This window comes from Erythrobacteraceae bacterium WH01K, from assembly GCA_027941995.1.
Lineage (GTDB): Bacteria > Pseudomonadota > Alphaproteobacteria > Sphingomonadales > Sphingomonadaceae > CAJXSN01.
Genome location: CP115966.1, coordinates 321926 through 345718, shown reverse-complemented (window position 1 = coordinate 345718; position 23793 = coordinate 321926). Strand labels below are relative to the sequence as shown.

Annotated in this window: 28 protein-coding genes and 1 tRNA gene; 11 read left to right on the top strand and 18 right to left on the bottom strand. The window is 65.2% G+C overall.

Translation table 11 applies throughout. The features are described from left to right. Positions 1 to 79 precede the first annotated feature (79 nt). A complete protein-coding gene (locus PF049_01800; GenBank protein ID WBY16926.1) occupies positions 80 to 1321 on the top strand; it encodes a histidine kinase in 1242 nt (413 codons plus the stop codon). Beyond that, positions 1318 to 2097, top strand: coding sequence for a LytTR family DNA-binding domain-containing protein (locus PF049_01795; protein WBY16925.1), 780 nt, complete (start codon positions 1318 to 1320; stop codon positions 2095 to 2097). The genes PF049_01800 and PF049_01795 overlap by 4 nt, the downstream gene beginning before the upstream one ends. A gap of 126 nt (positions 2098 to 2223) precedes the next feature. Here PF049_01795 and PF049_01790 read toward each other — a convergent pair whose 3' ends face one another. Further along, positions 2224 to 2514 carry a UrcA family protein gene (locus tag PF049_01790; GenBank protein WBY16924.1) on the bottom strand — a complete coding sequence of 97 codons (291 nt, stop codon included), beginning with the start codon at positions 2512 to 2514 and terminating at the stop codon, positions 2224 to 2226. A gap of 93 nt (positions 2515 to 2607) precedes the next feature. Here PF049_01790 and PF049_01785 point away from each other — a divergent pair, with 93 nt between their 5' ends. From PF049_01785 to PF049_01770, 4 genes are all read left to right on the top strand, one after another. After that, a complete protein-coding gene (locus tag PF049_01785) occupies positions 2608 to 2730 on the top strand; it encodes a hypothetical protein (protein WBY16923.1) in 123 nt (40 codons plus the stop codon). Between the two features lie 5 nt (positions 2731 to 2735). Beyond that, the gene (locus tag PF049_01780) at positions 2736 to 3002 is read left to right on the top strand and encodes a hypothetical protein (protein ID WBY16922.1); all 267 of its coding nucleotides are present in this window, start codon (positions 2736 to 2738) and stop codon (positions 3000 to 3002) included. 94 nt (positions 3003 to 3096) lie between these two features. Beyond that, the gene (locus tag PF049_01775) at positions 3097 to 3951 is read left to right on the top strand and encodes an acylglycerol kinase family protein (GenBank protein ID WBY16921.1); all 855 of its coding nucleotides are present in this window, start codon (positions 3097 to 3099) and stop codon (positions 3949 to 3951) included. Continuing rightward, positions 3948 to 4814 carry a metallophosphoesterase gene (locus tag PF049_01770; protein WBY16920.1) on the top strand — a complete coding sequence of 289 codons (867 nt, stop codon included), beginning with the start codon at positions 3948 to 3950 and terminating at the stop codon, positions 4812 to 4814. The genes PF049_01775 and PF049_01770 overlap by 4 nt, the downstream gene beginning before the upstream one ends. A 109-nt stretch (positions 4815 to 4923) precedes the next feature. Here the strand turns inward: PF049_01770 and rpsI are convergent, their stop codons facing one another. From rpsI to PF049_01750, 4 genes are all read right to left on the bottom strand, one after another. Then, on the bottom strand, positions 4924 to 5568 hold the full coding sequence (gene rpsI / locus PF049_01765; protein WBY16919.1) for a 30S ribosomal protein S9: 645 nt from the start codon (positions 5566 to 5568) through the stop codon (positions 4924 to 4926). Beyond that, a complete protein-coding gene (gene rplM, locus PF049_01760) occupies positions 5568 to 6047 on the bottom strand; it encodes a 50S ribosomal protein L13 (protein WBY16918.1) in 480 nt (159 codons plus the stop codon). Before rplM ends, rpsI begins: the two co-directional genes overlap by 1 nt. Positions 6048 to 6212: 165 nt before the next feature. Next, on the bottom strand, positions 6213 to 6851 hold the full coding sequence (locus tag PF049_01755; protein WBY16917.1) for a hypothetical protein: 639 nt from the start codon (positions 6849 to 6851) through the stop codon (positions 6213 to 6215). A 156-nt stretch (positions 6852 to 7007) separates the two neighbouring features. Next, complete coding sequence (locus PF049_01750; protein WBY16916.1) at positions 7008 to 8102, bottom strand: COX15/CtaA family protein; 1095 nt, start codon at positions 8100 to 8102, stop codon at positions 7008 to 7010. Between the two features lie 120 nt (positions 8103 to 8222). Here PF049_01750 and PF049_01745 point away from each other — a divergent pair, with 120 nt between their 5' ends. Continuing rightward, the gene (locus PF049_01745; protein WBY16915.1) at positions 8223 to 8606 is read left to right on the top strand and encodes a MerC domain-containing protein; all 384 of its coding nucleotides are present in this window, start codon (positions 8223 to 8225) and stop codon (positions 8604 to 8606) included. Between the two features lie 17 nt (positions 8607 to 8623). Then, a complete protein-coding gene (thiS, locus tag PF049_01740) occupies positions 8624 to 9622 on the top strand; it encodes a sulfur carrier protein ThiS (protein WBY16914.1) in 999 nt (332 codons plus the stop codon). 318 nt (positions 9623 to 9940) lie between these two features. Here thiS and PF049_01735 read toward each other — a convergent pair whose 3' ends face one another. The 13 genes from PF049_01735 to PF049_01675 all read right to left on the bottom strand — a co-directional run bounded on the left by PF049_01735 (position 9941) and on the right by PF049_01675 (position 21337). Continuing rightward, a complete protein-coding gene (locus PF049_01735) occupies positions 9941 to 10351 on the bottom strand; it encodes a DUF3035 domain-containing protein (protein ID WBY16913.1) in 411 nt (136 codons plus the stop codon). Continuing rightward, entirely contained in the window at positions 10351 to 10887 is a 537-nt protein-coding gene (gene lspA, locus PF049_01730; protein ID WBY16912.1) for a signal peptidase II, read from the bottom strand. The genes PF049_01735 and lspA overlap by 1 nt, the downstream gene beginning before the upstream one ends. Further along, positions 10884 to 13730: an isoleucine--tRNA ligase gene (gene ileS / locus PF049_01725; protein WBY16911.1), complete on the bottom strand. Its 2847-nt coding sequence runs from the start codon at positions 13728 to 13730 to the stop codon at positions 10884 to 10886. Before ileS ends, lspA begins: the two co-directional genes overlap by 4 nt. 55 nt (positions 13731 to 13785) lie before the next feature. Beyond that, positions 13786 to 14631, bottom strand: a complete 846-nt coding sequence (rfbD, locus tag PF049_01720; protein ID WBY16910.1) for a dTDP-4-dehydrorhamnose reductase — start codon at positions 14629 to 14631, stop codon at positions 13786 to 13788. After that, positions 14628 to 15668: a dTDP-glucose 4,6-dehydratase gene (rfbB, locus tag PF049_01715; GenBank protein WBY16909.1), complete on the bottom strand. Its 1041-nt coding sequence runs from the start codon at positions 15666 to 15668 to the stop codon at positions 14628 to 14630. The genes rfbD and rfbB overlap by 4 nt, the downstream gene beginning before the upstream one ends. A gap of 3 nt (positions 15669 to 15671) precedes the next feature. Continuing rightward, positions 15672 to 16256 carry a dTDP-4-dehydrorhamnose 3,5-epimerase gene (rfbC, locus tag PF049_01710; GenBank protein ID WBY16908.1) on the bottom strand — a complete coding sequence of 195 codons (585 nt, stop codon included), beginning with the start codon at positions 16254 to 16256 and terminating at the stop codon, positions 15672 to 15674. A gap of 82 nt (positions 16257 to 16338) precedes the next feature. Then, positions 16339 to 17385, bottom strand: a complete 1047-nt coding sequence (locus PF049_01705) for a glycerophosphodiester phosphodiesterase family protein (GenBank protein ID WBY16907.1) — start codon at positions 17383 to 17385, stop codon at positions 16339 to 16341. Then, the gene (locus PF049_01700) at positions 17382 to 18317 is read right to left on the bottom strand and encodes a bifunctional riboflavin kinase/FAD synthetase (protein WBY16906.1); all 936 of its coding nucleotides are present in this window, start codon (positions 18315 to 18317) and stop codon (positions 17382 to 17384) included. The genes PF049_01705 and PF049_01700 overlap by 4 nt, the downstream gene beginning before the upstream one ends. After that, positions 18314 to 18820 (bottom strand): dihydrofolate reductase, encoded by a 507-nt coding sequence (locus PF049_01695; protein WBY16905.1) that lies wholly within the window; start codon positions 18818 to 18820, stop codon positions 18314 to 18316. Before PF049_01695 ends, PF049_01700 begins: the two co-directional genes overlap by 4 nt. After that, positions 18820 to 19890 carry a 5-(carboxyamino)imidazole ribonucleotide synthase gene (locus tag PF049_01690; GenBank protein ID WBY16904.1) on the bottom strand — a complete coding sequence of 357 codons (1071 nt, stop codon included), beginning with the start codon at positions 19888 to 19890 and terminating at the stop codon, positions 18820 to 18822. The genes PF049_01695 and PF049_01690 overlap by 1 nt, the downstream gene beginning before the upstream one ends. Positions 19891 to 19898: 8 nt before the next feature. Continuing rightward, complete coding sequence (purE, locus tag PF049_01685; protein WBY16903.1) at positions 19899 to 20423, bottom strand: 5-(carboxyamino)imidazole ribonucleotide mutase; 525 nt, start codon at positions 20421 to 20423, stop codon at positions 19899 to 19901. 1 nt (position 20424) lies between these two features. After that, a complete protein-coding gene (gene gpmA, locus PF049_01680) occupies positions 20425 to 21114 on the bottom strand; it encodes a 2,3-diphosphoglycerate-dependent phosphoglycerate mutase (protein ID WBY16902.1) in 690 nt (229 codons plus the stop codon). 73 nt (positions 21115 to 21187) lie between these two features. Then, positions 21188 to 21337: a hypothetical protein gene (locus PF049_01675; protein WBY16901.1), complete on the bottom strand. Its 150-nt coding sequence runs from the start codon at positions 21335 to 21337 to the stop codon at positions 21188 to 21190. Positions 21338 to 21437: 100 nt separating this feature from the next. On the opposite strand from PF049_01675, the gene PF049_01670 reads away from it, so the two are divergent. The 3 genes from PF049_01670 (at position 21438) to PF049_01660 (ending at position 23787) form a co-directional block, all read left to right on the top strand. Beyond that, a tRNA-Thr gene (locus PF049_01670) sits at positions 21438 to 21512 on the top strand. A gap of 152 nt (positions 21513 to 21664) precedes the next feature. Further along, positions 21665 to 22204, top strand: coding sequence for a PH domain-containing protein (locus tag PF049_01665; protein ID WBY16900.1), 540 nt, complete (start codon positions 21665 to 21667; stop codon positions 22202 to 22204). Next, positions 22201 to 23787 carry a PH domain-containing protein gene (locus tag PF049_01660; protein WBY16899.1) on the top strand — a complete coding sequence of 529 codons (1587 nt, stop codon included), beginning with the start codon at positions 22201 to 22203 and terminating at the stop codon, positions 23785 to 23787. Before PF049_01665 ends, PF049_01660 begins: the two co-directional genes overlap by 4 nt. Positions 23788 to 23793 lie beyond the last annotated feature (6 nt).

Below are 23793 nucleotides of genomic sequence, written 5' to 3'. Positions count from 1 at the left end.
CCGTGCGCTCGACGAAGGGCGCTGGCCTTTCGACCAGCGGTGCTGGCGCGCCTGCCCTGTATGGGCGTAGGATCAGGCCATGCTTGCCCTGCGTTCCGATCCGGATGGCCAGACGGCCCGCCTGCCATTCCGCCTCGTCTTGGCGACGATGGTGGGGCTGTGGCTGTTCTATTTCCTGCTGACGACACTCAGGGGATCGATCCTCGGCCTCGAACTGCAGCACGAAATGCTGTGGCGGCGCGGCGTGGTCAGCCTGGCAGGCGTGGCCGTGACCGCGGGACTGTGGCTTGTCTTGCGGCTGGTCGACGATCGCTCGATCGGCTGGAAAGTCGGCGTCACCGTCCTCGCCGCGCTACCGGCCTCGATCCTGATCGCCCAGATCAACCAGATGGTCTTTGCCGACCTGGAGGGGAAGATCGTCCAGAAGGTCGGCGAGCGCGAGGGTGTGAAGCTGCGCCGGGACGAGGCGGGCAACGTTCTGATCGACATACCGGGCGTGGCGGGGGAAGTGGACGATCCCGATACCGGCGGCAGCGACGGGCGCGGCGTGGTGACGGTGACGCTGCAGCGTGCGCCCAGCGGTTTCGACAAGTGGCGGCAGATCAGCGATATCGCGCTTGGCCGCTACTTCCTGCTGATCGCCTGGGCATCGCTCTACCTCGCGCTGCTGGCCGGGGCGCAGGCACAGGTGGCAGAGCGGCGCGAGGGAGAGTTTCGCCGCGCGGCAAAGGCAGCGGAGCTTCGGTCGCTGCGCTATCAGGTCAATCCGCATTTCCTGTTCAACACGCTCAATTCCCTGTCGTCGCTGGTCATGACGGGGCGCACGGAACGTGCCGAGGAAATGATCCAGGCGATGAGCAATTTCTACCGCCACAGCCTGGCCGAAGACACGATTGCCGACGTCCCGCTGGCGGACGAATTCGCGCTCCAGCAGCATTATCTCGAGATCGAGGAAGCGCGCTTCCCAGAGCGGCTGACCACGCGGTTCGACCTGCCCGGGCATCTCGCCGACTGCCGCGTTCCGGGCATGATCCTGCAGCCGCTGGTCGAGAACAGCGTGAAATACGCGGTCGCGCCGAGCAAGGCGAACGTCACCATCGCCGTCTCCGCACGGGAAGAGGGCGAGACCATCGTCATTCGCGTCGCGGATAACGGGGCGGGCGTTCCGGAACGCGTCGCCCACGGTTTCGGCATCGGCCTGACCAATGTCCGCGACCGGCTGAAAGCACGCTTCGGCGACGGAGTTGCCGTGACCTCCGGCGCGCGCGAGGACGGTCCCGGCTATGTTACCCAGATCATTCTGCCGAAGGATTGCGCATGACGAAACCGGAAAGCCAGACCGCGCCGTCCGCCGACACGGACGAACCGATGCGGACCCTGATCGTGGACGACGAGCCGCTGGCGGTCGAACGGATGCAGGTCATCTGTGCGAAGCTCGGCAGCCTGTCGGTGGTGGGCACGGCCAATGACGGCGAAGCCGCGCTCCGGCTGGCAAAGGCCCTTCGCCCCGATCTCGTGCTGCTCGACATGACGATGCCCGGCATGGACGGACTGGAAGTGGCGCGCAAACTGGCGGGGATGGCGGGCGACGACGGCGCGGGACCGGCCGTGATATTCGTCACCGCGCATGGCAATTTCGCCGTCGAGGCCTTCGATTGCGACGCCGTGGACTACGTGTTGAAGCCTGTCGCGAAAGACCGGCTTTCCCGGGCGATCGACCGCTCCGTAGAGCGCCGCGGATCGCTGCGCGAGGATGCCGGAAGCAAGTGGTTGAAGGAGCTGTGGGTTCCCCACCGCTCGGAACTGATCCGGCTCGAAACCTCGCAGGTCGACCGTGTCGATGCGGAGCGCGATTACGTCCGCCTGCATGTCGGGGATCGCTCCTACCTGCTGCTGCAGACGATTGCCGGGCTGGAGAAAAAGCTCGATCCTGCGCAGTTCATCCGCATCCATCGCTCCACCATCCTGCGCCGCGACAATATTCGCGGCCTGCGGCACGACGGGCTGGGCGTGTGGTCGGCAGAGCTGGAAAACGGCGAGGCGCTCAGGATTGGGCGGACCTATCTGTCCAAGGTGAAGGCGATGGCAGGCCGATAGTCCGCCTCGCGCGCCAGCGCGATTTCGCTGCTCTCCCGGCACCAAGGCACAAAAAACCCGGGCCGGGGACTGCGTCCGGCCCGGGTCGCAAGGGTCCCGGCAAGGGGACCCCGCCAGTTTGGCCGATCAGCCGCCGCGGATCCCGCCAGCCCGCGCGGAGGCGAAGGCGCGCACGGCACTCGCTTCGGCGCGATCGACGCAGCGCATGGCCTCGCCCGCCTTCATCGGTCCGCCGGCATGGGCGGAGCTGACCTTGCAAACCTTTCGTGCGGCTGAGTGGATGCGGGCATCCAGCGTTCGCTGGCCCTGCACGGTGCCGAGATCGAGATCGGCAGTGCGCACCTCGATCGTTTCCGCGCTTGCCGGGGCGGCGAGGGCGGTGGCTATGGCGGCAATGCCGAATGCAAGGGTTTTCATGGTCTCTCTCCTGTCGTGCGGGTCCCTGTTGCGAAGGGTTCGGGGGGATGAACAGGAACTTCCCGCCCGATCGTTTCTACGCCTGCAAGGGCGGTGAAGCGCGGTGTTCTCGACCTTCGCGCTGCCGGTATCGACTGGCGCTGCGGCCATCCGACGGGTGTCAGAAACCACCGGACGAAGGCCGGATTGCAATCGACGGGCGAGGTGGCACAGTGACGGCGATGGCCATCCTGATGATCTTCCTGCTCGGCATCGGCAATTTTGCCGTTCACAAGGCCGTGCTGGAAAGCGGACATCCGCTGATCGGGCAGGTGCCGTGGTTCGTGCACATGATGGGCGGGCGGATAACCCTCGCCTTCGAATTCCTCGTCCTGCTCGCAGCGCTCCTGCTGGCAGCCAATGGCTGGCCGGGTCTGGCCTGGGGCTATCTCGGCTATACGGCATTGAACGGTATCGCAGGCTGGCTGATCCTGACGAGAAGGGTCTGACGAGAAGGGTCTGACGAGAAGGGTCTGACGAGAAGGGTCTGACGGGAAGGGGAAAGAACGGGAACGTGTTGGCGGTCTCGAACGCTATCCCGGCATGGACCAAAGCCCGCGCACCTGGCTGATCTTGAACTGCAAGAGCGGCAGTCACACCCAGGGGCTGGAACGCGAACTGCAATCCTTGCTGGCCGAGGCCGGTTCGCCTGTGTCCCGCACCTTCGATTGCTCTTCGGAAGAGCTGCCGGAAATCGCCCGGCTCGATGCTGCTCGTGTCGGCCGCCTGGTCGTGCATGGCGGGGACGGGACCCTGAATTCCGTCATCCGCTCGCTTGACGGCTGGGACGGCGAAGTCCTGCCCCTGCCGGGCGGCACGGCGAACCTGTTGTGCAACAGGCTGTTCGACGACGTGGAAACACCTGCCATCATCGCCGCGCTGGGGCGCGGGGCCCTGGGGCCCGTCGCCCTCGACTGCATCAAGGGGCGAGACTGGATCGCCTTGTCGGAGATACTGGGCGGGCCCGGCGCCCTGTGGGCCGATGTGCGGGAGGAAATGCGTGACTGGGATGTCGCGGATACCATCACGAAATCGATGGAAGCCATTACCACCAGCCGCGACGGCCCGCTGGTCCGCGCATTCGCGGCCGGACGCGAGATCGGGCGGGAGCGCGGCTATGCCGGGGTTCGCCTGTCACCCGGTAACGAAGGTATGACGGTCCAGGCGTATCGCATCGAAAGCCTGTCAGAATTCGTGGCGCAGGGCGCTGCGATCCTCGGCCATGATTTCCGTACCGGCCCGCACGACGTGCTGGGATGCGAAGCGGAGGTCGTGCTGCGGTCCACCGAAAACGCTCCCATAGAACTGATGATAGACGGAGAACGCTTCGATGGAGGAGGCGAGGAGACATTTGTCCTTGCCCCGCTCGGCGTCGCCCTGCTTGGAAAGCCTGAATGACCCGACCGACCGATACGACATTGCTGTTCCACCTGTCCGACATCCATTTCGGACTGGAGGACAACGAGGCCCTCGACTGGGTGAAGCGCGAAATTGCGGAGCGCCAGCCCGCCGCGGTCGCCATCACCGGCGACCTTACGATGCGGGCGCGCCATTCCGAATTTGCTGCGGCCACCCGCTGGATCACCGGTCTGGGCGTTCCGGTGACGGTCGAAGTGGGCAATCACGACATGCCCTATTTCAACCCCATTGAACGGTTCTTCGATCCCTATCGCCGGTTCGAAGGAATGCAGGACATGGTCGAGAAGGAAATCGACCTGCCGGGCATCGCCATCATTCCGCTGAAAACCGCGGTTCGGGCGCAGCCGCGCCTTAACTGGTCGAAGGGCTGGGTAACGGACCGTGCACTGAAGAAATGCCTCGATGCGATCGACGCGCTGCCCCCGGGCACTCAGGCGCTGGTCGCGGTGCACCATCCTTTGCGCGAAGTCGGCACGCAGGGGACCGCGCTGACGAAGAACGGGTTGAAGGCGCTGACAGAGTTGGCGAAGCGGCCCGTGCTGGCCGTGCTGTCGGGCCATGTTCACGATGCCTTCGACCTGATGGAAGAGACGGTGCATGGCTCTGTCCGCATGATCGGTGCGGGAACCTTGTCGAAGCGTACGCGCTCCACGCCGCCGAGCTTCAACGAATTGCGCTGGGACGGCGAGACGCTGCAGGTCGAGGTCCGCAACCTGGAAGAGGTGTCCACCCCGGACATGATGATCCGGGACGTGCCGGAGGACGCCATCCCGCCGCGGTCTCCCGGAGAGCCGGTCGCGCCCGTGAACAAGGTGCCGCGCACGGACCCTCCCGTCCGATAGCTCCGTTCAGCCGGAACAGGCATGGCGCCTGGCCACGGCATGGAAAAGGGCGACCCCCTTGCGAGGGCCGCCCTTCCTGGTGATCTGTCGGCTGTGAAGCCTTGCCGAATTAGCGCTTCGAGAACTGGAAGCTACGACGTGCCTTGGCGCGGCCGTACTTCTTACGCTCGACCACACGGCTGTCGCGGGTCAGGAAGCCTGCCGCTTTGACCGTGGAACGCAGTTCCGGCTCGTAACGGGTCAGTGCCTGGCTGATGCCGTGCTTGACCGCACCGGCCTGGCCCGACAGGCCGCCGCCGCGAACGGTTGCGATCACATCGTACTGGCCTTCGCGGTCGGTGATGGTGAAGGGCTGGTTGATGATCAGGCGCAGGGTCGGACGCGCGAAATACGTTTCCTGTTCTTTGCCGTTGACCACGATCTTGCCCTTGCCCGGCTTGATCCACACGCGGGCCACGGCGTCCTTGCGGCGACCGGTGGCGTAGGCGCGGCCATGCTGGTCCAGCTCCTGCTCGCGCAGCGGCGTGGCGGGATTGTTGGCGATCGCTCCGGCATCGGCATCCGGCGCGTCGCCGGCGATGTCGCCCAGATCGGCGAGATCGGTGACCTTGTCGGACTTTTCCGAACCGGTCGGCGCAGCCGGCGTTTCGGTTGCATCCGTGGCGGGTGCTTCGCTCTTCGTCGCTTCGGTTTCGGCGCCCTTGGTTTCGGGCGTTTCAGCGGCGTCGGCGGGTTTCTTGTTGTCGTCGGCCATTATGCGGTAGCCTTGTTCTTGCGGTTCATCGAAGCAACGTCGAGCGTCTTCGGCTTCTGGCCGTCATGCGGATGCTCGGTGCCGTTATAGAGATGCAGGGCGCGCATCTGGTCGCGGCCCAGCGGGCCACGCGGGATCATGCGCTGCACGGCCTTTTCCAGGACGCGCTCGGGGAAGCGGCCTTCCAGCACCTTCGCCGGAGTCGTTTCCTTGATGCCGCCGGGGTGGCCGGTGTGCTTGTAATAGGTCTTGTCGGTCATCTTCTTGCCGGTGAACTTCACCTTGTCGGCATTGATGACGATGACGTGGTCGCCGCAATCGACATGCGGCGTGTAGCTCGGCTTGTGCTTGCCGCGCAGGATGTTGGCGATGATCGCTGCGAGACGACCTACGACGAGGTTCTCGGCATCGATGATGTGCCAGTCTTTTTCGACTTCGGCCGGCTTGATCGACCGGGTCGCCTTGTGGAGCGCCTTCATGGCTTGAAATCCTTATGTATCTGTTCCGGAGCGAGGCGTCCGATACGACGCCTCCGGGCAATGCGTGCGCAATACCCCGATCCGCGCGGCCAAATGGCCGGGAACGGCTTCTAAGTCAAGCTGGATGCGGCTTTGCGGAGAGGTAATATGATACCGCTCGGTAAATTAGGGAGCCGGCTCGCGCAATTCCCAACGCTCCGTGGACACACGCTCGCCCGCACCTGTCGATGTGACGATGCGGCGCGAGGCGGCCGAGAGAAGGCCGTCTGACGCCCGGTGCGCCGCCGAGTATTCGATCAGGACCGACCCTGTCGAACCATCCGGCAGGTCGAGCGCATATTCCTGCCGACCATTGCTTTGGACGGGATAGAACAGGTCGCGCGGAACCTGCCCCAGGAACCGCGACGATGCAGCAGTCACCTGCCGCACGAATGCGTTCATTGCGTTGGCCGCATCGCCTTCGGGCCGAATATCCCGGACCAATGCGAGTGCCACGCTCGCTGTCTCGCCGAGAGAGGCGGGTGCCGTCTTGCTACCTGGCGCGGTTATCAGGCCGTCCTCGTCCAGAATGGCCGGGAACAGGCCGCTTTCCGAGCGGCGTTCCTCGATTGCGGCGAGCGGGGCGAGGGCGGCGGGGGCATCGACGCGAACATGCGTTTGTTCGCCCTCGACGACCGTGGCGCCACCGGTCTCGCGGAAACGAATGTCCCAGCATCGCTCTACGACCAGAAACTCGCCATCCCGCAAGGAACGTTCGAGCGTTCGGCAAAGTTCAAACTCACCCGCTGGCGCAGGCTTCGCCAACGCTTGTGCATGCATCCCCGCTGCAGCAAGGACTAACACCAGCCAGAAGCCCGGCATGCGAACGCCACCCGAAAACCCCTGACCCGATACTGCGCGACCCATAAATGCCGCTCTATCAGAAGGATGCGGTGGCTCAAGGCCGCTTGGCGATGAGCCTCACGAGCGCGATGCAGCCAGCTGCGCGACAGAATCGACAGGGCGCCCTTGCACATTCGCAGCCCATGCGAATGCCGCCACCAGCAAAGCACCGACCAATTGGTGTGCCACGGCGATCCACAGCGCGACCCCTGTCACGACCGTCGCAATGCCGAGCAGCATCTGCGTGCCGAGCAGCGCATTGACCGCAATCGATGCGCGCCGGTCACGGGCCTTCACCCTCCGCGCGAAAAGGAGCAGCGCAAAAAACGCGACCCACGCCCACCAGCGGTGGATCCAGTGGATGAAGAACGGGTCGTGCGTCACGGCATGAAACACGCCGTTTGCACTGCCATATTCTGGTACGAAGCGGTCCTGCATCAAGGGCCAGCTATCCGAGACCAGACCCGCGTTCAGACCCGCCACCCATGCGCCGAACAGCAGCTGCACGAACAGCACGGTTGCCGTGACAAGCGCCCACCCATGAAGGCGTGAGGGCCGGTTCTTCCCCGTCCGCGCGAGGAATCTGAGGTCGAGCGCTGTCCAGACGAGCCCGGCGAGCGTAAACAGCGCGGTCAGCAGGTGGACGGAGAGCCAGAAATGGCTGACATCGGTCATCTGCCCCGACAGGCCCGAGCGGACCATGAACCAGCCGAATGCCCCCTGCAGCGCGCCGAGCGACAGCAGCACCACGAGCCGCAGCTTGTAGCCAGACGGGATCATGCCCCGAACCCAGAACCAGGCGAGTGGAAGGGCAAAGGCCAGCCCGATCAGGCGGCCGATGAAGCGGTGAAACCACTCCCAGAAATAGATGAACTTGAAATCGGCCAGGGTCATGCCGGTGACCGCAGCCTCGTAACGGTACTCCGGCGTTGCTCGGTATTCGGCGAATTCCGCCAGCCACGCTTCCTCGCTGAGTGGCGGCAGCGCACCGGTAACGGGCTGCCACTGCGTGATCGACAGGCCCGATTCGGTGAGCCGGGTGATTCCGCCGACGAACACGATTGTCACTACCATGCCGGCCACGAACAGCAGCCAGCGCATCAGAAGGTCGGGCCGGTCGTTCCGATTCGACTCGGCGCGGGATGGACGGAGTTGGGCGGCAGGAGTGGCCATGGCGTGCCTAGTGGGATGCCTTTCGCGCAGTTGCAAGACGGCGCATGGACCGTGTCGGCGTAGCCCCGCCGGAATCAATTCCTTGCGAAACGATACACTATTACATATCTGTGTTCGCACATGACACGATCCCTCAACCCGATGCGCCAGCGTATGGACCGGGCCGGCATACTTCTGTCGGGCCTGTGCGCCCTGCATTGTCTGGCGAGCATCCTGATCGTGTCGGCGGTGGGGATCGGCAGCCAATGGATCTTCGCCCCTGAAATCCACCGCTGGGGCCTGCTGGTCGCACTGGTCATTGCTGCCGTCACCATCGGCTGGGGAGCCTTGCGCCATCGCCGCCGTGCTCCTTTCGTCGTTGCCATGATGGGCCTGACCTTCATGGGCGGCGCACTGGCCGCCCCGCACGGATGGGAAGAGGCCGTGCTGACGATCATCGGCGTGGCGCTGGTTTCGCTTGGACACATACTGAACCTTCGTCCGCACTTGCCTGAGGCGCGCTGACCGCTATCTCGCACTGCATGAGCGAGACACAGGCCACCAGCATCACCGTAACCGTCAATGGCGATAGCCGCAGCACGTCGGCATCGACCGCCGCGCAGCTGGTGCGCGAGCTGGACCTCGACCCGGCAAGGGTCGCGGTCGAGCATAATGGCGAAATCGCCCCTCGGTCCACCCTGGCCGAGGTGGCCCTGTCCGAGGGCGACCGGCTGGAAATCGTCCATTTCGTCGGCGGCGGGGACCATGCCGGGCAGGACAGCTGGAGCGTTGCCGGGCGGACCTTCGCCTCGCGCCTGATTGTCGGCACGGGCAAGTACAAGGATTTCGAACAGAACGCCGCCGCGCTCGAGGCGAGCGGGGCGGAAATCGTCACCGTTGCCGTGCGCCGGGTCAATGTCAGCGATCCCAAGGCGCCGATGCTGACCGATTACATCGACCCCAAAAAGGTCACCTACCTGCCGAACACGGCCGGCTGCTTTACCGCCGACGAGGCGATCCGCACGCTGCGCCTCGCCCGGGAAGCGGGCGGCTGGGACCTGGTGAAGCTGGAAGTGCTGGGCGAAGCGCGCACGCTCTACCCCGATATGCGCGAAACGCTGAAGGCGACCGAGGTGCTGGCGAAGGAAGGCTTCCATCCGATGGTCTATTGCGCCGACGACCCGATCGCCGCGCAGCAGCTGGAGGAAGCGGGTGCGGTCGCGATCATGCCCCTGGGCGCGCCGATCGGAAGCGGCCTCGGCATCCAGAACCGCGTGACTATCCGCCTTATCGTGGAGGGTGCGAAGGTTCCGGTGCTGGTCGATGCGGGCGTGGGCACGGCGAGCGATGCGGCGGTCGCGATGGAGCTCGGCTGCGACGGTGTGTTGATGAATACCGCTATCGCCGAGGCACAGGACCCCATCCGCATGGCCCGCGCAATGAAACTGGCGGTCGAAGCCGGGCGCGATGCGTATTTGGCAGGGCGGATGGCGACCCGGAAATATGCGGATCCCAGTTCGCCGTTGGCGGGTTTGATTTAGAACCCGGTTACAGGCGTTGCGCGGGAGGCAGGGCGCGAGTTTTTTGTTTGGACCCTGCGGGCGGAGCGCGTCCGCGCTCCTTGCTTCCTCGCTCATGCGACCTGAAGGTCGCGTCGCTGCGGGCGGCCGGTCGGCCTTGCGGGGCCTCACGGCCCCGAACCATCCCAAGCCAATAGTTTGTCGCGAATTCCGGTGCGCGACTAGCGCGTCGCAAGGGCGACTGCACGCCCGCAGGTGCTCGACGCGAAGCGTCGAAATAGCACCGAGGACGAACCCGCGGAGGCGGGTTCGCAAATCAAAAAAGGTTATTCCGGGTCCTTAACCCGGAATAACCGCCTGCGCGGCCTGACCGTCGCCTTCCGGCGCGGCGATGATGTCGCGGGTTACGCGGCCCTTGGCGACGGTGTTCGTCCGCTCGCTGCCGACGACGGAACGGATCCCGGGAGCAGCCTCTCCGGCACGGTCGAGGACGCTGGTTTCCACGCTGGAGCGCGGGGCCGGGCCGCCGAACAGGGCGTCGAGCGCCTGTTCCTGCGCGGTGTTGCCGACCGGGCGCGGTGCGCCTTCGGACGGGGGAACGAGGTTGAAGTCCGGCGGCACGACCAGCGGGGCCTGCCGCTGCACGGCAAATTCGTCCGGACGGTCACGGTCCAGCAAGCCGCCACCGCCGCAGGCCGCAAGGGCGAGCGTGGGCAGGGCCAGGATGGCGGACTTCGCAAGGGTACGCATCAATTCGTCTCCGGGGACGCGGCTTCGGCGTCCTTTGGTGTGTCCTCTTCACTGTCGCGCAGGAAGAAGGAACGGGCAAGGATTATCAACACGCCGATGGTGATGGCCGCATCGGCGACGTTGAAGATGAGGAAGGGCCGGAATTCGCCGATATGCAGGTCGGCATAGTCGATCACGTAGCCCCAGGTGTAACGATCGTAGATATTGCCGAGCGCACCGCCCAGGATCAGCGCCAGGCCGAGGATGTCGCCCATCGCCCTCTCGCGCATCATCCAGATGGCGACGACCACGGCGATCAGCGCGGTGACGAGCACGAGAATCCAGCGCATTTCCACGCTGGTCGCCTCGAACATGCCGAGCGAGACGCCGAAATTCTGCGTCCAGCGCAGGTCGAAGAACGGGATCAGCTCGATCACGCCTTTCTCCCGCAGTTCAAGCGGCACGCGCACCAGCCACTTGATGTACTGGTCCGCCGCGCAGACGATCACCGCGATGGCGAGGCCGATCAGCCGGTTCTTCGTGAACAGGCTGCTCATGCCAGAACGCTTGCGCACCGGTCGCACAGCGCGCCGTCTTCCTCGACGGAAGGCAGCAGCCGCCAGCAGCGCCCGCACTTGTCTTCGCTGGATCTCGTGACTGTCACGCTGTCTCCATCGCCGCGCGCGACTGACGCGCAAATGAACAGCTCGGCCAGCGCTTCGTCGGTAAAGCCGTCGGGAACGGCAGAGGCCGGAACGACGACGTCGGCTTCGTTGCTGGAACGAATGGTCTTTTCTCGGCGCAGCGGCTCGATCGCCTCCGTCACCCGCTCACGCAGGTCGCGCAGTTTTTCCCAGCGCCAGACATCAGCGGTAACGGCGGGGACCTGCGGCCATTCGAGGAGGTGGACGCTGCCGCCCTGTTCGCCATCGTCCGGATAGCGCGTGCTCCAGACTTCTTCCGCCGTGAAGACCAGCACCGGTGCGACGTAGCGGACCAGCGCGTGGAACAGCAGGTCGAGCACCGTGCGGTAGGCATTGCGGACCGTGCTGTCCGGACCGTCGCAATACAGCGTATCCTTGCGGATATCGAAGAAGAAGGCGGAAAGGTCCTCGTTGCAGAAATCGACCAGCAGGCGGGTGTACGTGTTGAAATCGTATTCCAGCGCCGCCTTGCGCAGCTTGCCGTCGAGATCGGCCAGCAGCGAGAGGACGTAGATTTCCAGCTCCGGCACTTCGCCCGCATCGCTCATGTCGCCGACGAAACCGTCCAGCGCGCCGAGCAAATAGCGGAAGGTGTTGCGCAGGCGGCGATACTGGTCGCCCACGCCCTTCAGGATTTCGTCGCCGATCCGGTGGTCTTCGGTGTAATCCACCGAAAGCGCCCACAGGCGGATGATGTCCGCGCCGTATTGCTCCATCACTTTCAGCGGATCGATCGTGTTGCCGAGCGATTTCGACATCTTGCGCCCGTCGCTCGCCATGGTGAAGCCATGGGTCAGCACCTGGTCGTAGGGCGCGCGGCCGCGCGTGGCGCAGCTTTCGAGCAGCGAGGACTGGAACCAGCCGCGATGCTGGTCGCTGCCTTCGAGATAAAGGTTCGCCGGCCATTGCAGCGCCGGCCAGCGCCCGCTTTCCAGCACGAAGGCGTGGGTGCAGCCGCTGTCGAACCAGACATCGAGAATGTCGGTGACCATCTCGTAATTGTCTGCGTCGTAGCCGGAGCCGAGATAGTCGGCCTTCCGGTCCTCGGTCCAGGCATCGACGCCCTCGTCGCGGATGGCGGCCACGATGCGGGCGTTGACGTCTGCGTCCTGCAAATAGTCGTTGGTACCCTTCTTGACGAACAGCGTGATCGGGACACCCCATGCGCGCTGGCGGGAGAGCACCCAGTCGGGGCGGCCTTCCACCATGGAGCCGATGCGGTTGCGGCCCTTTTCGGGGATGAACTGGACGCGGTCGATTTCGGAGGTCGCACGGCTTCGCAGCGTGCCTTCACCTTCGAGTTCGCGGTCCATCGGCACGAACCATTGCGGGGTGCAGCGGAAAATGACCTTGGCCTTGCTGCGCCAGCTATGGGGGTAGGAGTGCTGGTAATCGTCGCTCGCCGAGAGCAGAGCGCCGACCTCGCGCAAATCGTTGCAGATCGGTCCGTCCGGCGCATTGAACGGCTTGTTGATGACGGAGCGGCGGCGTTCCTTGCCCTCTTCGTCGAGGTCGTCCGCACCCAGCCATTCCCAGTCGTCGCGATAGCGCCCGTCATCCATCACCGCGAATTGCGGTTCGAGTCCATGCGCCTTGCACAGCTCGAAATCGTCCTCGCCATGGTCGGGCGCCATGTGGACGAGGCCGGTGCCGGAGTCTGTCGTGACGAACTCGCCAGGCAGGAAGGGGCGGGGCCTGGCGTAGAACCCGCCGAGATGGTGCATCGGGTGGCGGACTATGGTTCCGGCGAGGTCGGAGCCTTTCCAGTGCTGAACATTGTCGCCATGCCTTTCACCTACTGCTCCGTAGATTTCCGAGTTCTCGGTCGCTTGTGGCCCTAAGCCAGCACGTTTCAGAAAATCGCCGAGCAACGCCGATGCGACGAGGAAGCGTGTTCCGTCTCGCTCGCGCCAAAGGACGTAATCAACCTCCGGCCCATAAGCCAAGGCCTGGTTCACAGGGATCGTCCACGGCGTCGTCGTCCAGATCACCGCATGCGCGCCGACCAATTCCGCGATCGGGCTCTCCGTAATCTCGAACGCCACGTCGATCTGGGTCGAAACGATGTCCTCGTACTCGACCTCCGCTTCGGCCAGCGCGGTCTTTTCGACCGGGCTCCACATCACCGGCTTCGATCCGCGGTAGAGATTGCCCGCCTCGACGAACTTCATAAGCTCCGCAACGATGGTCGCCTCGGCCTCGAAATCCATCGTCAGGTACGGGTTGTCCCAGTCGCCCATGATGCCAAGGCGCTTCAATTGCTCGCGCTGCGTATCGACCCATTTCTGGGCGTAGGCGCGGCATTCGGCGCGGAATTCGGCCGGGGGAACCTCGTCCTTGTTCAGCTTCTTCTTGCGGTACTGCTCCTCGACCTTCCATTCGATCGGCAGACCGTGGCAGTCCCAGCCGGGCACATAGGGCGCGTCCTTGCCCATCAGGTTCTGCGTGCGACAGACCATGTCCTTCAGCACATGGTTCAGCGCGTGGCCGATATGCATGTCGCCATTGGCGTAGGGCGGGCCATCGTGGAGGATGAACTTCTCCCGGCCTTCCCGCGCCGCGCGCAGTTCCTCGTACAGCTTCCCGCTTTCCCAGCGGGCCTGGATGCCCGGTTCCTTCTGCGGCAGGCCGGCCTTCATCGGGAAGTCGGTCTTCGGCAGGAAGACGGTGCTTTTATAGTCGGGAGCTTCAGACATGATGGGCAGGGCGGTTAGTGCATATCGCGGGGCGGATAAAGCCTGCAGATAGGTCTCAGCTGCGAAGCTGCGCGATCACCTGCGCCAGATCGCTGCGCCAGTCGGGCCGCGCGATACCGAACGTGGCCTCGGTCGCGCTGCAATCCATCCGCGAATTGAGCGGCCGGGCGGCCGGGGTGGAATAGGCGCTGGTGGGGATATCCTCGACCGTCACCGCCTCGCCCGCTTCCTCGAACACGGCTCGGGCGAAACCGGCCCATGTCGTGTCGGGCGCACCGGAGAAGTGGTAGGTTCCGGATTTCTCCGGGTCGTCTGCAAGCTGGTGCGCGATGGCATGGCACGCCTCGGCAATGGCGCGCGCAGGCGTCGGTCCGCCATGCTGGTCGCCCACCACGGTCAAATGGTCGCGGCTTTCGGCAAGGCGCAGCATCGTCTTCACGAAATTGTTGCCGTGGGCGGAGAAGACCCAGCTCGTCCGCAGGATCGCATGGACCCCGCCCGCGCTGCGCACCGCGTCCTCGCCCGCCAGCTTGGTCCGTCCATAGGCGCCGAGCGGTCCGGTGGGGTCGGAAGGCCGGAACGGCGCATCGCCCGCCCCGCCGAACACGTAATCGGTCGAGATATGGACGAAGGGAACGCCCTTGTCCGCCGCAGCCCGCGCCATCGCAGCGGGAGCCTCGGCATTGACGACGATTGCCGTGGCCTCGTCCTCCTCGGCCCTGTCGACCGCAGTATAGGCGGCCGCGTTGATCACCGCGGTGCAGTCCGCTGCGCGAATCGCCTGCGCGCACGATTCCGGATCGGACAGGTCAGCTTCCGCCCGCGACAGCGAGCGCACGTTTTCGAGCGCGGCCAGTTCGGTCCCGACCTGCCCGCTCGTCCCGAAGACGAGGACGGTCACCCTTTCGTGCCCAGTCGCTCGCCTACACCCTGCCGTTCCTGCAAGGCGCGCCACCAGTCCTCGTTTTCCAGGTACCAGTCGACGGTCGCGGACAGCCCCTCCTCCAGCGTCACACTGGGCCGCCAGCCCAGTTCGCTGCGGATGCGTTCGGGATCGATGGCATAGCGCATGTCGTGCCCCGGCCGGTCGGTGACGAAGGCGATCTGCTCCTCGCGCGGTTTGTTGGCCGGGCGCTTCTCGTCGAGCAGGCGGCAGATCGTCCGCACGATGTCGATGTTCTTCGCCTCGTTCTCGCCGCCGATATTGTAGGTGCGGCCCACGCGGCCCTTGTCCAGCACGGTCAGCAGCGCGTCGGCGTGATCCTCGACATAGAGCCAGTCGCGCACGTTCTCGCCCGCGCCGTAGACCGGGATTTCCTCGCCCGCCAGCGCGCGCAGAATGACCACCGGGATCAGTTTTTCCGGGAATTGGTAGGGTCCGTAATTGTTCGAACAATTGGTGACGATGACCGGCAGGCCGTAGGTTTCGCCCCATGCGCGGGCCAGATGGTCGCTGGCGGCCTTGCTGGCCGAGTAGGGGCTGCGCGGATCGTAGGGCGTGTCCTCGGTGAACATGCCCGTTTCACCGAGCGATCCGTAGACCTCGTCGGTCGAGACATGGTGGAAGCGGAAAGCTTCCGGCTTACCTGCCTCGGTCCAGTAGGCGCGCGCCGCCTCGAGCAGGTGGAACGTGCCCATGACATTGGTGTCGATGAACGTGCCCGGGCCGTCGATCGAGCGGTCGACATGGCTTTCCGCCGCGAGGTGCATGATGGCGTCAGGCTCGAACCCGCCGATCACCCGGTCGAGCGAATCGCGGTCGCGGATATCCACTTGCGCGAAGCTGTAAAGCGGGCTTTCCGACACGCTGGCGAGGTTGTCGAGGCAGGCGGCATAGGTCAGCGAATCGAGCGCGCAGACGTCGTGCCCGGCGGCGATAGCCTGCCGCGTGACGGCCGATCCGATAAATCCGGCAGCGCCGGTGACGAGGAGTCTCATGTCTCAGCTTTCATATTGGAAAGGCGTGCCCGCTTCGGCGAGCGAGGGTGCGGCGGCATCCTTGGCCGACAGCACGGCGTCTTCGCGGGCAATGCCCCAGTCGATGGCAAGGTCGGGATCGTCGAAACGAATCGTGCCGTCGCATTCGGGGGCGTAGAAATCGGAGCATTTGTACAATAGCTCGGTGTCCGGCTGCAAAGCGACGAAGCCGTGGAGGAAGCCGGCCGGGATGAAGAGCTGACGGCCGTTCTCCGCTGACAATTCGACCACGACATGCTGGCCGAACGTTGGCGAGCCTTCGCGGAAATCGACGGCGACATCGCGCACCGCGCCGCTGGCGACCCGCACCAGCTTCGCCTGTGCGTGCGGCGGGCTCTGGTAATGGAGGCCGCGTACCGTCCCTGCATCGCGGCTGAGCGAGTGGTTGTCCTGCACGAAATCGCACGTGATCCCCGCATCGGCGAGGGCGCGCTTCGAATATACCTCGCTGAACCAGCCGCGGTCGTCCCCGAACCGGCGCGGGGTCAGGATGAGGCAGCCGGGAAGGGCGGTTTGATCGACCTGCATGATGCCAGTATCCTCGGTCATGCGCCGAAAAAGGCGCGGAAATTTGATGGCGCGGCCTAGACCCTATTGCGGGAGAATTTGCAAGCTGGGTGCGCCTGCAGCGCTACCTGTTTGCGCGGCGGCGTTCCAGACCGTCGACGACTGCATCGATTTCGGCCTGGCTCCGATCGTCGAACCGCTGGATCAAGGCCGGGATGACCGCGAGGCTGTCGTCGACAAAAGCGTATCCGTTGAAGCTGGCCGGAATTTCGCCCAGCTGCTCGGGCAGGTCGAGGCCCGGCGGGTGCCCTTCGCCCTGCGGACCGACGATCACGATCCGTGTGCCATGTGCCTCGAGGCGGGCGATCATGCGATTGGGCCAGCCCCAGTATGCCCACTGGCGGTCGAGCGGTACGATGATCGTGCCGTTCCGGCAGCTTTGCGGAACATGGCCCGTCCAGCCGGATGCCACATAATCGCGTGAACACGCCTCGGCCTCCGCGCGGGTGAAGGCCCATGCGTCCGGCAGCAATTGCCGGATTCGCGCGACGGGCCCTGCAGAGCCGTAGAAAGCATCGCCTCGCGGGCCCGTGTCCCGGCCGGCTTTTTCAATCGCGGTGGCCAGCAGGTCGGCCTCCTCGGCGTCCTCGCTCTTGAAGCGGTAAAGCAGCCCGGCCCTGCCGGATGCCGCCATCGCTTCCTCGAGCGCAGGCATCATGCCCGTACCTTTTCCTCGGAAAGGATAGGTCGACCCGTCATCGGCGGTATAGCCGTGGCCGATATCGAGTGCCTTCAGCTCACCCAGCGTAGAATTCCGCGTGGCTCCGCTGCCATCCGTGCGGCAATCGACGGTGTCGTCGCCGAACACGGCCAGCCTTCCGTCGCGTGTGCGCGTGACATCGATTTCCACCAGATGCGCGCCGAGGCTAGCCGCCCGCTCGATCGAGGGGAGCGTGTTTTCGAGGTAATCGTGGACCGGGTCTTCGATCAGGGCGGCGGTGCAGGTGTCGCCCACGCGTCCGATGCCGGCTTCATGCTGGTGGATCCCGCCATGCGCAATCAGCTTGACCGCGCCTTTCGGCTCCGGCGCCAGCCAGCTGGCATTGAGCAGGGTCAGGCCCAGCAATGCGACGGCGAGCACGCCGCCGATGCGGATGGCCCAGCGTTTCATGCGCCTCCGTCACCCTGCGACAGGAGCGTGCGGGCGCGGCGGCAATCCTCGTCCATCTGGGCGATCAGGTCGTCCAGCGAATCGAACTTCGCCTCGCCGCGCAGGAAATGGTGGAAGGCGACTTCGATCTCCTGTCCGTAGAGATCGCCGGAAAAATCGAAGAAATGCGGCTCCAGCAATTCCTTCGGAGGTTCGAATTGCGGGCGCACGCCGATATTCGCCGCGCCCTTCAGCACCTCGCCCGTGGCCAGGATGCGCCCGGTCACCGCGTAGATGCCGTAGCGCGGGCGCAGATAGCTCTCGATGTCGAGATTGGCGGTGGGATAGCCGATCTCGCGCCCCCGCTTGTCGCCATGCTGGACGATGCCGCGGATGGCGAAGGGGCGGGTCAGCAGGTCGGTCGCGGTTTCGCAGTCGCCCTGCCTGAGCGCTTCGCGGATGCGGCTGGAAGATACCGGCGCCTCGCCCTGTTCGACGGGGGCTACGGTCCGGCTTGCGAGGGCGGGATGGGCGGCCAGAAGGTCGACATTCCCCGCCGCGCCCTTGCCGAAGGTGAAGTCCTCGCCCGTGACCACGCCGTGCGCGCCCAGCCGCTCCACCAGGATTTCGGCAATGAAATCTTCCGCGCTGGTCCCGGCGAGCTCTGCATCGAAATGGAAAACCAGCATCGCGGAGGCGCCTGCCGCAATGTAGAGTTCCTGCCGCTGTTCCAGCGTGGTCAGGCGGAAGGGCGGCGTATCAGGCTTGAAAAAACGCACCGGATGGGGATCGAAGGTCGCGACGATGGCCGGCCGCCCCTCTGCGCGGGCCCATTCGATCGCTTCGCCCGCGACCTGCTGGTGTCCGCGATGGAATCCGTCGAAATTGCCGAGCGCGATGATCGCACCGCGCAAGGGGCTGGGCACCGGTTCGCGGTGGTCCAGCCACCTCATGCCGCGTCCTGCGCCCGGCAGCGATAGGTCAGGAAGGAGAAAGCGGGCAGGTCGCCGTCCGCTTCCCGGTCGTCCCGCGCGGTCAGTTCCCAGCCTGCACCGAGCGGCTTCATGAACGTGTCGCCCGCAAAATCGGCGTGGATCTGGGTCAGCTCGATCCGGTCCGCCCGGGGGCGGAAGACGTCGTATACGGCCGAACCGCCCACGATGGCGATGTCGGTATCGGGGTCGTCCTCCCGCGCGGCGGCGAGGGCGGCCGGTACCGATCGCACGATCTGCGCGCCCTCGGCCTCGAAGCTGTCGCGCCGGGTCAGGACGATATGCCTGCGCCCCGGCAGGATGCCCGGCAGGCTTTCAAAGGTCTTGCGGCCCATGATCATCGGCTTGCCCAGCGTCAGTGCCTTGAACCGCTTCAGATCCTCGGGGATGTGCCACGGCAGTTTGCCGCCCTTGCCGATCGTGCCGTTGGCAGCACGCGCATAGATCAGGAATATCTCGCCCATCAGTCGAATTTCAACGTGGTGGTGTGGCCCATCTTGCGCCCGTCGAGCGCCCGTGCCTTGCCATAGAGATGGAGCTGGGTGGCCGGGTCAGAGAGCGATGCATGCGCCGTCTTCGCGTCCTTGCCCACGATGTTGTGCATGACCATCGCCGGTGCGACGGTTCGCGTGTCGCCCAGCGGCAGGCCGAGAATGGCCCGCACATGGTTCTGGAACTGGCTGGTGACTGCTCCTTCGATGGTCCAGTGCCCGGAATTGTGCACGCGCGGGGCCATTTCGTTGAACACCGGACCCTGCGCCGTGGCGAAGAATTCCAGCGTCAGCACACCGACATAGCCGAGTGCGTCGGCAACCTGCCGCGACAGGTCGCGCGCCTCGTCCACCTGCGCGGCAACGATTGCCGGCGCGGGGAGGACGGACCTGGCGAGCGTTCCATCCTCATGGATATTGTGCGTGCTGCCCCAGAACACGATCTCGCCGCCGCGTCCGCGAGTCAGGATGACGGAAAATTCTGCATCGAACTCGACCAGACCTTCGTAGATTGCGGGCCCGGCGGGTAGCGATACGCCATCGACCTCGTGCGCGGAACGGATGCGCCATTGCCCCTTGCCGTCATACCCGTCGCTCCGGGTCTTGAGGATACCGGGCGCGCCGATCCGCTCCACCGCGGAGGCGAGGTCGGCGCGGTTGTCGACCGGAGCGTATGGCGCAGCGCGGCCGCCCAGGCCCTCTACGAACCGCTTTTCATTGAGCCGGTCCTGCGCTGTTTCCAGCGCGCGGGGATGGGGGGCCAGCAGGTCGCCGAGCTGCGAGATCGCATCGACCGGGACATTCTCGAACTCCCATGTCACCACGTCGCAATTCTGCGCGAAGGCAGCCATGGCGGCGCGGTCGTCCCATGCGTTCTGGAACGTATCGGCGCATACGTCCGCGGCGACGATCTCTTTTTCCGGACTGTAGGTGATGCAGCGATAGCCCATCTGCGCGGCGGCCATGGCCATCATCCGGCCCAGCTGTCCGCCGCCCAGAATGCCGATCGTGCTGCCGGGTGCCAGCGGTTTCGTCTTCTTCATCGCTCGGGTCAGTCCACCGGGTGGTCGGCAACGGCATCGCTGCGCTTCGCACGCCATGCCTTGAGCCTGCCCGCAAGGGCGGTATCGCCGATGCTCAGGATGCTCGCGGCGAGCAGGCCTGCATTGGTCGCGCCAGCCTCGCCAATGGCCAGCGTGCCTGTCGGCACGCCTGCCGGCATCTGGACGATGGAAAGCAGGCTATCCATGCCCGAGAGGGCCTTTGACTGGACGGGCACGCCCAGCACCGGGAGATGGGTCATCGCGGCGATCATGCCGGGCAGGTGTGCAGCGCCGCCCGCGCCTGCGATGATGACCTTGATGCCTTCATCTTCAGCATTCCGGGCGAAATCGACCATGCGGCCGGGTGTGCGGTGGGCGCTGACGATCCGCGCCTCGTGCGCGACGCCCAGTTCCTCGAGCACTTTTGCAGCGCATTGCATTGTCGGCCAGTCGGACTGGCTGCCCATGACGATGGCGACGTCGATCGCGCCGCCTTTGCCGCCTCCTGCCTTCCCGTTCTCCCCCGCGATCATCTCAGCGATCCTTCAGGTAATAGCGTTCGCCCGGCGTCATCGCGTCGTCGAATTCGTAGACGATCGGTTGGCCGGTCGGGATTTCGAGCCCCGTGATATCCTCGTCGGAAATGTTTGATAGGTGCTTCACCAGTGCGCGCAGGGAATTGCCGTGGGCGGAGACGATGACCGGGCCGCCGTCCTTCAGGGCGGGAACGATCGCTTCCTCGTAATAGGGAAGGACGCGCTCGATCGTCATCTTCAGGCTTTCTGCGGATGGCACGTCGATGCCGGCGTAGCGCGGATCGGCCGACAGGTCGAATTCGCTGCCGTGTTCCATGTCCGGCGGGGGCACGTCGAAGCTGCGGCGCCAGATATGGACCTGCTCGTCACCGTGGCGGTCGCGCGTCTCCTGCTTGTCGAGGCCGGTCAGGCCGCCATAGTGCCGTTCGTTCAGGCGCCAGTCCTTCGTTTCCGGGATCCACAGCCGGTCGCAGGCTTCCAGTGCGAGATGCAGCGTCCGGATCGCGCGCGTCTGGAAGCTGGTGAAGGCTCGCACAGGCAGCATGTCGGGATGACGGGCAAGCAGTTCGCCGGCGGCGCGCGCCTCGGCGATGCCTTTTTCCGTCAGGCCGACATCCCACCAGCCGGTGAACCGGTTGGCGAGGTTCCATTCGCTCTGTCCGTGGCGAACGAGAATCAGCGTGGGCATTCAGGTCTCCGATCTGGCAAGCAGGGGCCGCATCGCCGGGCAGCGGGCGGCACGATGATGTCCGGGCGCCGCGTTAACCGCCACTGCCCTCCTTTGGAAGGGCTTCCGATGCTTCGTCCCGCTGGCCCATTTCGCGTGCCTGCGCCTTGCGGCGCCTCAGATTTTCCCGCAGCTTTGCCGCGAGGCGTTCTTCCCTACTGGTTGACGAGGCATTGTCGGTCATGGCGCGACCTTGCCAAGACGAACGCCCGCGCTCAAGCTTTGCTTGACTTGTCGGCCACATCCGACAATAGGCGCGCCTGCCTGGCAAACAGGTACTCGGCGCCGCGGTAGCTCAGTGGTAGAGCGCACCCTTGGTAAGGGTGAGGCCGAGAGTTCAATTCTCTCTCGTGGCACCATTTCCCCCATCCCCCCCATCCTCTTGGTGTCGCCTCGCGAATCGCGCGGCTGCCGATATTCAGGCCGTTACCGGCGGCCTGGATCCTTTCAGGAGCAGCCTTCGTCGAAGGGCGCTTGAAAAGCCGCTGCGCCCGATTCAGAAGATGGCCCCATGACACAGGGCGGAACCAATGGCGCGGGGGCACCGGGCACGCAGGACCCGGCGGAACCGGAACGGACAAGCGATTCATTTGAAGAGCCGCTTACCCGGCTTCACCCGAATCACGAGAAGGCGATGCGCGTTCAGGGCGCAGGCATCGCGCTGCCTTTCCTGATCTGCGCAGGCGTGCTCGATTTCGTGTTGCCCCTGCCGACGGGTGTCATTTTCGGACCGGTTTTCCTCTTGGCCATACTCCTCGTGCTGCGGATCCCGCACCGCCGTTTTGCCGCGCGCGGGTTTTCCATGTCCGGCGACCGATTGCGCGTCGTGCGCGGACTGCTTTTCCGGTCCGATACCGTCGTGCCGTTCGGCAGGGTGCAGCATATCGATGTCGATCGCGGACCGCTCGAGCGCTTCTACGACCTCGCGACGCTGACCCTTCACACGGCGGGCAGTCACAATGCCTCGGTCCACCTGCCCGGCCTGAAACACGATGATGCCCTGTCCATGCGCGAGGAAATCCGTGCGAAGATCAAGCGCGATTCGGCGTGACGGACGCCCTGCCTGACCGCGCGGTACAAGGCGAACCGGACGTACAGCGCACAGACCCCCTGTCGGTCGTGGTCAAGGCCATCGTCCTTTTGCCGCAACTCGTCCTTCCGATCGGCGCGGCGGCCTATTCCATTGGCGGCGACCTGGACGGCGGCGAGGCGGGTATCGATATGGGCAGCGGGATCGGCTGGCTTCTCTTGCTGCTGGCGGCGGTGATCGCTGCCAATCTGGCGGTCACCTTCTTGCAATGGCGCCGGTTCACCTACCGCGTCGGGGAGGCCGACATCCGGGTCGAAAGCGGCATCCTGTCGCGCGTCGCGCGCTCCGTTCCCTACGACCGTATCCAGGATGTCAGCCTGGAGCAGAAATTCGTCGCCCGCCTGCTGGGTCTGGTCGAGGTTCGCTTCGAGACGGGGGCCGGGGGGAAGGACGAACTGACGCTGGCCTATCTCTCGCAAGCCGATGGCGAGGCGCTGCGCGAGGTGGTGAGGGAAAGGCGCGACGATGCGCAAGGCGAAGACACGCCTGCTCAGGAGAAAGCCGTGTCCCCGGGAGCGGGGGGCGAGGCCATCTTCACAATGGGGCCGAGGCGGCTGGCCACATTCGGCCTGTTCGAATTCTCGCTGGCGGCGGTCGCGGTGCTCGCCGCGGCAGTGCAGCAGGCCGACTTCCTGTTGCCGTTCGACCTGTGGTCGGAGGATTTCTGGGGCGACGTCCTCGCCGGGCCCGGCAGGCAGCTCGCATCCCTCGGGCTGGTCGCGCAAATTACAGGCGTGGTTCTCGTCATCGGTACGCTGCTGGTCGTGGGGCTGGCGACCGGTCTCGTGCGTACGTTCCTGCGCGACTGGGATTTCCGGCTGGACCGCACTGCCAAGGGATTTCGCCGTCGGCGCGGCCTGCTGACCCGGACCGATGTCGTCATGCCGGCCCACCGTGTCCAGGCGTTGCGCCTGACGACCGGTGTGGTGCGAAGCCGGTTCGGCTGGCGGGGCCTGAAATTCGTGAGCCTCGCGCAGGATTCCGGAGATGCCAGCCATGTCGTCGCGCCTTTTGCGAAGGATGCGGAACTGCTGCCGATCGCAGCGGCAGCGGGGTTCTCCCCGCCGGGTGACGACTTGCGCTGGGCGAGGGCGAGCGGGAGTTTCCGGATAGTCAGCGCTATTGTCGAAGGCGGCACGTTCCTGCTGATCGCGCTGGGGATCGAAGTGGCTCTGGCGGTGTCCGGCGTGGACCTGATTCCCAATCAGGAACTTGTCGGCCTCGTACCGCTTGCCGCTGCGGCCGTGGTGGTCCTGTGGCAATATCTGCTCTGGCGAGCGGAACGGCACGCCATCAGCGAAGAGCAGGTCTTAATCCGCACCGGCTTCTTCTCACCCGAACTGTCCATCGGGAACAGGGTGAAGCTCCAATCGGCGGAAATTTCCCAAGGGCCGATCGCCCGCTGGCTGGGCTTTTGCACGCTGCATCTCGGTCTCGCCGGGGGCAAGCTGTCCGTGCCCGGAATGCCGGTCGACCGGGCCCGTGAATGGTGCAGCGCGGTGCTGGACAGCATGGTGACGCGGGACTTCTCCGGCTTGCTCTGACCCCTT

Coding starts and splice junctions, on each gene's coding strand:
- PF049_01800 (WBY16926.1), top strand. CDS start 80: ATGCTTGCCCTGCGTTCCGATCCGGATGGCCAGACGGCCCGCCTGCCA.
- PF049_01795 (WBY16925.1), top strand. CDS start 1,318: ATGACGAAACCGGAAAGCCAGACCGCGCCGTCCGCCGACACGGACGAA.
- PF049_01790 (WBY16924.1), bottom strand. CDS start 2,514: ATGAAAACCCTTGCATTCGGCATTGCCGCCATAGCCACCGCCCTCGCC.
- PF049_01780 (WBY16922.1), top strand. CDS start 2,736: ATGGCCATCCTGATGATCTTCCTGCTCGGCATCGGCAATTTTGCCGTT.
- PF049_01775 (WBY16921.1), top strand. CDS start 3,097: ATGGACCAAAGCCCGCGCACCTGGCTGATCTTGAACTGCAAGAGCGGC.
- PF049_01770 (WBY16920.1), top strand. CDS start 3,948: ATGACCCGACCGACCGATACGACATTGCTGTTCCACCTGTCCGACATC.
- rpsI (WBY16919.1), bottom strand. CDS start 5,568: ATGGCCGACGACAACAAGAAACCCGCCGACGCCGCTGAAACGCCCGAA.
- rplM (WBY16918.1), bottom strand. CDS start 6,047: ATGAAGGCGCTCCACAAGGCGACCCGGTCGATCAAGCCGGCCGAAGTC.
- PF049_01750 (WBY16916.1), bottom strand. CDS start 8,102: ATGGCCACTCCTGCCGCCCAACTCCGTCCATCCCGCGCCGAGTCGAAT.
- PF049_01745 (WBY16915.1), top strand. CDS start 8,223: ATGACACGATCCCTCAACCCGATGCGCCAGCGTATGGACCGGGCCGGC.
- thiS (WBY16914.1), top strand. CDS start 8,624: ATGAGCGAGACACAGGCCACCAGCATCACCGTAACCGTCAATGGCGAT.
- PF049_01735 (WBY16913.1), bottom strand. CDS start 10,351: ATGCGTACCCTTGCGAAGTCCGCCATCCTGGCCCTGCCCACGCTCGCC.
- lspA (WBY16912.1), bottom strand. CDS start 10,887: ATGAGCAGCCTGTTCACGAAGAACCGGCTGATCGGCCTCGCCATCGCG.
- ileS (WBY16911.1), bottom strand. CDS start 13,730: ATGTCTGAAGCTCCCGACTATAAAAGCACCGTCTTCCTGCCGAAGACC.
- rfbB (WBY16909.1), bottom strand. CDS start 15,668: ATGAGACTCCTCGTCACCGGCGCTGCCGGATTTATCGGATCGGCCGTC.
- rfbC (WBY16908.1), bottom strand. CDS start 16,256: ATGACCGAGGATACTGGCATCATGCAGGTCGATCAAACCGCCCTTCCC.
- PF049_01705 (WBY16907.1), bottom strand. CDS start 17,385: ATGAAACGCTGGGCCATCCGCATCGGCGGCGTGCTCGCCGTCGCATTG.
- PF049_01700 (WBY16906.1), bottom strand. CDS start 18,317: ATGAGGTGGCTGGACCACCGCGAACCGGTGCCCAGCCCCTTGCGCGGT.
- PF049_01695 (WBY16905.1), bottom strand. CDS start 18,820: ATGGGCGAGATATTCCTGATCTATGCGCGTGCTGCCAACGGCACGATC.
- PF049_01690 (WBY16904.1), bottom strand. CDS start 19,890: ATGAAGAAGACGAAACCGCTGGCACCCGGCAGCACGATCGGCATTCTG.
- purE (WBY16903.1), bottom strand. CDS start 20,423: ATGATCGCGGGGGAGAACGGGAAGGCAGGAGGCGGCAAAGGCGGCGCG.
- gpmA (WBY16902.1), bottom strand. CDS start 21,114: ATGCCCACGCTGATTCTCGTTCGCCACGGACAGAGCGAATGGAACCTC.
- PF049_01675 (WBY16901.1), bottom strand. CDS start 21,337: ATGACCGACAATGCCTCGTCAACCAGTAGGGAAGAACGCCTCGCGGCA.
- PF049_01665 (WBY16900.1), top strand. CDS start 21,665: ATGACACAGGGCGGAACCAATGGCGCGGGGGCACCGGGCACGCAGGAC.